Annotated in this window: 6 protein-coding genes; 3 read left to right on the top strand and 3 right to left on the bottom strand. The window is 70.4% G+C overall.

What is annotated here, in order from left to right; translation table 11 throughout:
- Positions 1-444: metal ABC transporter solute-binding protein, Zn/Mn family (locus I71_RS18660; RefSeq protein WP_042696339.1), on the bottom strand; the 444-nt coding region annotated here is incomplete at its 3' end.
- An 89-nt stretch (positions 445-533) separates the two neighbouring features.
- Between I71_RS18660 and znuC the strand changes: the two genes are divergently transcribed.
- Both znuC and znuB read left to right on the top strand, forming a co-directional pair.
- A complete protein-coding gene (gene znuC / locus I71_RS18655) occupies positions 534-1,334 on the top strand; it encodes a zinc ABC transporter ATP-binding protein ZnuC (protein ID WP_199902208.1) in 801 nt (266 codons plus the stop codon).
- The gene (znuB, locus tag I71_RS18650) at positions 1,327-2,112 is read left to right on the top strand and encodes a zinc ABC transporter permease subunit ZnuB (protein WP_042696337.1); all 786 of its coding nucleotides are present in this window, start codon (positions 1,327-1,329) and stop codon (positions 2,110-2,112) included. Before znuC ends, znuB begins: the two co-directional genes overlap by 8 nt.
- A gap of 329 nt (positions 2,113-2,441) precedes the next feature.
- Here znuB and I71_RS18645 read toward each other — a convergent pair whose 3' ends face one another.
- Both I71_RS18645 and I71_RS18640 read right to left on the bottom strand, forming a co-directional pair.
- Positions 2,442-4,943 carry a DNA translocase FtsK gene (locus I71_RS18645; protein WP_375731206.1) on the bottom strand — a complete coding sequence of 834 codons (2,502 nt, stop codon included), beginning with the start codon at positions 4,941-4,943 and terminating at the stop codon, positions 2,442-2,444.
- Between the two features lie 179 nt (positions 4,944-5,122).
- On the bottom strand, positions 5,123-6,397 hold the full coding sequence (locus I71_RS18640; RefSeq protein WP_042696335.1) for an aminotransferase class I/II-fold pyridoxal phosphate-dependent enzyme: 1,275 nt from the start codon (positions 6,395-6,397) through the stop codon (positions 5,123-5,125).
- A gap of 260 nt (positions 6,398-6,657) precedes the next feature.
- On the opposite strand from I71_RS18640, the gene I71_RS18635 reads away from it, so the two are divergent.
- Positions 6,658-7,021: DUF2239 family protein (locus I71_RS18635; RefSeq protein ID WP_042696340.1), on the top strand; the 364-nt coding region annotated here is incomplete at its 3' end.

Below are 7,021 nucleotides of genomic sequence, written 5' to 3'. Positions count from 1 at the left end.
ATCGTGGTCCTTGTGGTCGTGATCCTTATGATCGTGATCATGGCCGTGCCCCTCGTGCCCATGGTCATGGGCCTCCCAGGCGCCGCCTTCGCGGGTTTGCAGCAGGGTCAGGCTCTTCAGGTCCATCAGGGTCAGCTTCGTCGCCTTCGGCGCGTTGGCCTGCAACGGCTTTTCCAGGAAGCCTTCCATCTCGGGACCGACCCAGACCACCAGATCGGCGGCCGACAGCGCCTTCGCGTCCGACGGCTTCATCGTGTAGCTGTGCGGCGAGGCGCCGCCGCGGACCAGCAGGGTCGGCGTGCCCACCCCATGCATGACGGATGCGACCAGGGAATGGATCGGCTTGATCGACACCACCACCTTCGGCGCCTCGGCCCAGGCCGGCGAGGCGGCGGTTGCGGCGAGGGCGGCGGCCGCGATGGCGGACAGCGCGGGGAGGCGCATGGGAGGGATCCTCTCGACTTGCTGGACAGGCTTCCGGTTTCAGCGCATAGGGAAGCCACCGTCATTTTGGTGTCACGTTATAACGTAACATGTCAATACCCCACCCAAGCCGGGATGGCTCCGCCCTCTTCACCGGCCCGCTCGCCTGGACCGAGGATCTGACCGTCCGGTTCGGCCGCCGCACCGTGCTGGACCGCGTCAACATCGCCGTCCAGCCGGGGGAGGTGGTGACGCTGATCGGCCCGAACGGTGCCGGCAAGACGACGCTGGTGCGTGCCGTGCTGGGGCTGACGGCGCCCGACGGCGGGCGGGTGCTGCGGCGGCCGAACCTGCGCGTCGGCTACATGCCGCAGAAGCTGTCGGTGGACCAGACGCTGCCGTTGACCGTCCGCCGCTTCCTGGCGCTGTGGCGGCCGGTGACCGCCGACAAGGTGGCGGCGGCGTTGGAGGAGGCCGGGGTGACGCGGCTTGCCGACTCGGCGGTGCAGACGATCTCCGGCGGCGAGATGCAGCGGGTGCTGCTGGCCCGCGCCCTGCTGGGCGAGCCGGACCTGCTGGTGCTGGACGAACCCGACCAGGCGGTGGACGTGCATGGCCAGGCGGAGCTGTTCAACCGCATCGCCCAGGTGCGGCAGCGGCGCGGCTGCGGCGTGCTGCTGGTCAGCCACGACCTGCACACGGTGATGGCGCGCACCGACCGGGTGATCTGCCTGAACGGCCATGTCTGCTGCTCCGGCCGGCCGGAGGATGTCAGCCGCCATCCGGAATACCATGCCCTGTTCGGCGGCCATGCCCGCGACCTTGCCGTCTATGTCCACCACCACGACCATGCCCATGCCGAGGACGGCAAGGTCGTGCATGACCATGACGGGGACTGCTGCCATGGATGAGTTCGTGATCCGCGCCCTGCTGGCCGGCGGCGGCATCGCCCTGCTGGCCGGGCCGCTGGGGTCCTTCGTGGTGTGGCGGCGCATGGCCTATTTCGGCGACACGCTGTCCCATTCCGCCCTGCTGGGGGTGACGCTGGGCTTCCTGCTGGGCGTCAACCCGATGATCGGCGTGATGGTGGTCTGCGTGTCGCTGGCGCTGGCGCTGGTGGCGCTGCAGCGGCGGCGCAATCTCGCGGCCGACACGCTGCTTGGCATCCTGTCGCATGGCTCGCTGTCGCTGGGGCTGGTGGCGCTGGCCTTTCTAGAGACGCTGCGCGTCGACCTGATGGCCTACCTGTTCGGCGACATCCTGTCGGTGACCGACGGCGACCTGATGGCGATCTATGGCGGCGGCGTGGTGGCGTTGACGGGATTGGGGCTGCTGTGGCGCCGGCTGCTGGCGGTGACGGTGGACGAGGATCTGGCGCGGGTGGAGGGCATGCCGGTCGACGCCCTGCGGCTGGCCTTCATGCTGCTGATCGCCCTGGTGATCGCCATCGCCATGAAGATCGTCGGCATCCTGTTGATCACCTCGCTGCTGATCATCCCGGCGGCAGCGGCACGCCGCTTCGCCCGCACGCCGGAAGGCATGGCGGCGCTGGCGTCGGTGCTGGGCATCCTGGCGGTGATCGCCGGGATCCTGGCCTCGCTGACCTGGGATCTGCCGGGGGGGCCGAGCGTGGTGGTGGCCGCCGCCGCGCTGTTCCTGCTGGGATCGCTGGTGCCGCTGCGGCGCTGACGCGAAGCACCGTGCTGGCAGTGCAGCCTGCAATCAGCAAAAGAACACGCTTGCGTGTGTTTCCCGTTTGCGGACGCAACCGCCTGCGCCATAGTCCCCCGGCGGACGCGATGGCGGGAGGGCCGCCATCGCCGCCGTACCAAGGGAGGGCTGGAGGATGGAGAAGATCCTCACTCTCCTGATCCTGGTGCTGGAGATCGTCAAGCGGCTGCTTGACCTTCTGATGCACTAAGATCGGGCGGGCGGGCCGGGGAATTGGAGTCCTCGGCCCGCCTACCCCCGATATTGGTGTGGCACCCCATCGCTGTCAACGGGGTGCCCGAAAACACTCACTCGTCGATGTTGCGTGCCAGCACTTCGCGCTTGCCGGAGTGGTTGGGCTTGCTGACCACCCCCTCGGTCTCCATGCGCTCGATCAGGCGGGCGGCAGAGTTGTAGCCGATGCGCAGCTGGCGCTGGATGAAGCTGGTCGAGGCCTTGCGCTCGCGGCAGACCACCGCCACCGCCTTGTCGTAGAGGTCGTCGCCCGATCCGCCGCCGCTGCCGGGCAGGGCGCCGTCGTCGAAGGACTGTTCGCCCTCCTCGTCCTCCAGGATGGCGTCGACATAGTTGGGCTCGCCCTGCGCCTTGAGGAACCGGACGATCTGTTCGACCTCATGGTCGGAGACGAAGGGGCCGTGGACGCGGGTGATGCGCCCGCCGCCGGCCATGTAGAGCATGTCGCCCTGGCCCAGCAGCTGCTCGGCGCCCTGCTCGCCGAGGATGGTGCGGCTGTCGATCTTGCTGGTGACCTGGAAGCTGATGCGGGTCGGGAAGTTGGCCTTGATGGTGCCGGTGATGACGTCGACCGACGGGCGCTGCGTCGCCATGATCAGGTGGATGCCGGCGGCGCGCGCCATCTGGGCGAGGCGCTGGATCGCCGCCTCGATGTCCTTGCCGGCGACCAGCATCAGGTCGGCCATCTCGTCGACGATCACCACGATGTAGGGCAGCTCGGTCAGGTCGAGCGGCTGCTCCTCGAACAGCGGCTTGCCGGTGTCTGGATCGAAGCCGGTCTGGACGCGGCGGGTCAGCGACTCCCCACCCTCGCGCGCCTCGCGCAGACGGGCGTTGTAGCCCTCGATGTTGCGCACGCCCAGCTTGGACATGTTGCGGTAGCGGTCCTCCATCTCCCGCACCGTCCATTTCAGCGCGACCACCGCCTTCTTGGGGTCGGTGACGACGGGCGTCAACAGATGGGGGATGCCCTCATAGACCGACAGTTCCAGCATCTTGGGGTCGATCATGATGAAGCGGCAGCGCTCCGGCGACAACCGGTAGAGCAGCGACAGGATCATCGTGTTGATCGCCACCGACTTGCCCGAGCCGGTGGTGCCGGCGACCAGCAGATGGGGGAAGCGGGCGAGGTCGGCGACCACCGGCTGCCCGCCGATGTCCTTGCCGAGCGCCAGCGCCAGCTTGCCGCCATGCTTGTCGAAGCCTTCCGCCGCCATCAGCTCGCGCAGCAGAACGGTCTCGCGCTTGGCGTTCGGCAGCTCGACGCCGATGACGTTGCGGCCGGGAACCACGGCGACACGGACCGACACCGCGCTCATCGAGCGGGCGATGTCGTCGGCAAGGCCGATGACGCGGGAGGATTTGGTGCCGGGGGCCGGTTCCAGTTCGTACAGGGTGACGACCGGGCCGGGATGGACCTTCTGGATCTCGCCGCGCACGCCGAAATCGCCCAGAACGCCTTCCAGCTGGCCGGCATTGCGCTGCAACGCGGCCTCGTCCAGCTGCTCGCCGCGGATGCCGGTGGGCGGCACCTGCAGCAGGTCGAGTGGCGGCAGCTCGTAACCCTGCGGCCCCTCCTCCTCGCCCAGCGGCAGCCGGCTCTGGCGCGGGTCGTTCTTCGCGGCCTCGCGCTCCGACGCGGCGGATTTGGGCGGGGTGACGATGGGGACGGCGCGGACCGGCTTGTCGCCAGCGGTGGCGGCCGGGCCGGAGGAGAGGGGAACCGGGCTGGCGTCGAGTCCGGCCGGCGGCAGCGGGTTCACCTGAACGGCCTCGTCGAAGCGCGGGCGGTTGCGCTTCGGAGCATCGTCGCCGCGCAGCGCGTCGTCCACCGCGACCGAGGCGGCCTGGGCGGCACTGCGGCCGTGGCGGCGCAGGACATCGACGCCGCTGCCGAAGCCGCTGCGGATCATGCGGACGCCATTGACCATGCCGCGGCCGAGCGCGCGGAAGCTGGCGATCCACTCGCCGATCGACAGGCCGGCGGCCAGGAACAGCACCAGCCCGCCGCCGACCGCGGCGGCGGTCGCCACCATCGGTTCAGCCCCGAACAGGTTGCCGACGCCGCGCAGCAGCACCTGGCCGATGCTGCCGCCGGGAAGCGGTGCGAGCGGATCGGTCGAGGTGTCGGTCAGGCCGGCCAGCGCCATCGACACCAGGAACACGCCCCACAGCGCCAGCACGGTGCGGAACAGCGGGTTGCCGAGCTTGCGCTGGGCGCCCAGCCGCCAGCCCCAGAACATCGGCACCAGCGCGATGACGAAGGCGGCCCAGCCCAGCGACTGGATCAGCAGGTCGGCGGCATAGGCGCCGGGGGTGCCGAACAGGTTGTGCGCGCCGCCCGCGGTGGCGGGGATCGAGTTCAGCGAGGCGTCATGCGGATCGTAGCTGCCCAGCAGCACCATCAGCAGCAGGCCGAACAGCCCCAGCACGAAGCCCATCGCCTCGCGGGCACGGGCGACGACGAAGGCGCGCATGGCCGGCGAGAAGAAGGGCGGCTTTTCCTGCCGGCCGCGGCCGGTGCGGATGCGGTCCTTGCCCGGCTCCTTCCCCATGTCGCGGGGCGCCCCCTTGCGCGGGCTGGGAGCGGGCCGTCCCAGGCTGGGCCGGGGGCGCGCGGAGGAGGGGCCGGCGGGTCGGGCCATGGGACGGGAACCTCGTGCTGTAGAAACCGCAACTGAAACCTGAGACCGGCCGGAGCCGGTCAGCCGAACGTTGGACCGGCCGGAGCCGGTCAGCCGAGAATGCGGACGATGGACGCGCAGGCCTGGGCGACGGTTTCGGTGTCCTGCACCAGGGCGACGCGGATGAAGGCGTCGCCGGGGTTCGGCTCACCGGGGTTGCTGCGCGACAGATAGGCGCCGGGCAGGACGCGGATCGCCCCCTCCGCCCACAGCCGCTTGGCCGCCTCCTCGCCATTGCCGACCTCCAGCCACAGGAAGAAGCCGCCGGCCGGGCGCCGATAGCCGTAGCGGCCGCCCAGCTCCGCCTCCGCCGCGGCGAATTTGGCGCGGTAGGCGGCGCGGTTCTCCTCGACATGCGCCTCGTCGCGCCACAGCGCCGTGCTGGCGGCCATGATCGGCAGCGGCATGCCGGCGCAGCTGTAGCTGCGCAGACGGGAGAAGCGGCCGATCAGCGCCGGGTCGCCGGCAACGAAGCCGGAACGGAGGCCGGCGGCGCTCGACCGCTTGGACAGGGAATGGAAGACCAGCAGGTTGGCCCAGGGCTTGCCGTCCTGATGCGGGAGGCCCTTGTCTTTATGAATTTGGGCCGCGACCTGAAGCGCGCCGACCGGCGGGGCGTCCAGCCAGATCTCGGCATAGCATTCGTCGACCGCCAGCACGAAGCCGTACTGCCGCGCCAGCCCGATGGCCTTGGCGAGATAGGCCGGCGTCGCCGCCGCCCCCTGCGGGTTGGCTGGGGTGCAGAGGTAGAACAGCGCCGTGCGCTCCAGCAGCTCCGGCGTCAGGGCGTCGAGGTCGGGCAGGAAGCCGGTCTCGCGCGTCGCCGACAGGAACACCGGCTCCGCCCCCGCCATCACCGCCGCCCCTTCATAGGGCGCGTAGAAGGGGTTGGGCATCAGCACCGCCGGCTGGCGACCGGCCTTCCGCGTCGGCACCGCCAGCAGGGCCAGCATGAACAGCGCCTCGCGCGTGCCGGACAGCGGCAGGACCGAGCTGTCGGCATGCAGCAGCCCGGCCGGCAACCCGTAGCGGCGGGTCAGCCAGTCGCCGGCCGCGGCGCGGAACTCCGGCGTGCCGCCGACCGGCGGATACTTGTTCCAGCCCGACGCGCTGGCGCGCAGCGTCTCCTCGATGATGGCGGGCGGGGTGTGCTGCGGCTCGCCCACCGTCAGCAGGATGGGGGCGACGTTGGCGCGCGGGCTGATCGGCGCCAGCAGGTTGGCCAGCCGGGTGAAGGGATAGTCGGTCAGCAGGTCGAGCCGGTCGTTGCCGATCGCCTCGCTGAAAACCGCACCGCTGTTGACGCTGAAATCCGCAAGAACCATGGCGACCGCAACCCTCTCCGCACCCCGGATGCCGCGCCCCGGCCCGGGGGGCGGCCATGTCTCGTGAGGGGCCGATCCTATCGGCGGGGCACCGGGGGCACAAGCGCACAAAGCCCCTGACCGCGGCTGGGCGCGGCCGGTGGCCGAACGGTCACAGGAGGACGGAAGACAGTGTCCTCATGGGGGTATTTCATCCGGGCAATATTGACGCCGAGATTTCGTCCGGGTAAAATATGGCCCTTACAACCGGAGTTCCGACCATGGCCGTCACCGCCGAAACCCTCTGCACCGCCTTCCGGGGCGAGCGCCGCCTTGCCGCCGGCGACGCGCTGAGCGTTGCGCGGGCGCTGCGGGCGGTATTGGCCGCCGAGCCGGACGGGCCGCCGGTGCTGGTGTTCGACGATGCCACCGGCAAGCCGGTCGACCTCGATCTGCGGGGAAGCGATGCCGAGGTCGCGTGGCGTCTCTCCCCGCCGCCGCGGGGGCCGGGGCGGCCGAAGCTGGGGGTGGTGGCGCGCGAGGTGACGTTGCTGCCGCGCCACTGGGACTGGCTGAACGCACAGCCGGGCGGGGCGTCCGTCGCCCTGCGCAAGCTGGTGGACGAGGCGCGCAAGGGGAACGAAG

It is taken from the genome of Azospirillum sp. B506 (genome assembly GCF_000333595.1).
In the GTDB taxonomy this organism is placed as follows: Bacteria; Pseudomonadota; Alphaproteobacteria; order Azospirillales; family Azospirillaceae; genus Azospirillum.
Note: the sequence above shows the minus strand (reverse complement) of the source record. Positions and strands in the feature narration are given on the sequence as shown.

Coding starts and splice junctions, on each gene's coding strand:
- I71_RS18640 (WP_042696335.1), bottom strand. CDS start 6,397: ATGGTTCTTGCGGATTTCAGCGTCAACAGCGGTGCGGTTTTCAGCGAG.
- I71_RS18645 (WP_375731206.1), bottom strand. CDS start 4,943: ATGGGGAAGGAGCCGGGCAAGGACCGCATCCGCACCGGCCGCGGCCGG.
- znuB (WP_042696337.1), top strand. CDS start 1,327: ATGGATGAGTTCGTGATCCGCGCCCTGCTGGCCGGCGGCGGCATCGCC.
- znuC (WP_199902208.1), top strand. CDS start 534: ATGTCAATACCCCACCCAAGCCGGGATGGCTCCGCCCTCTTCACCGGC.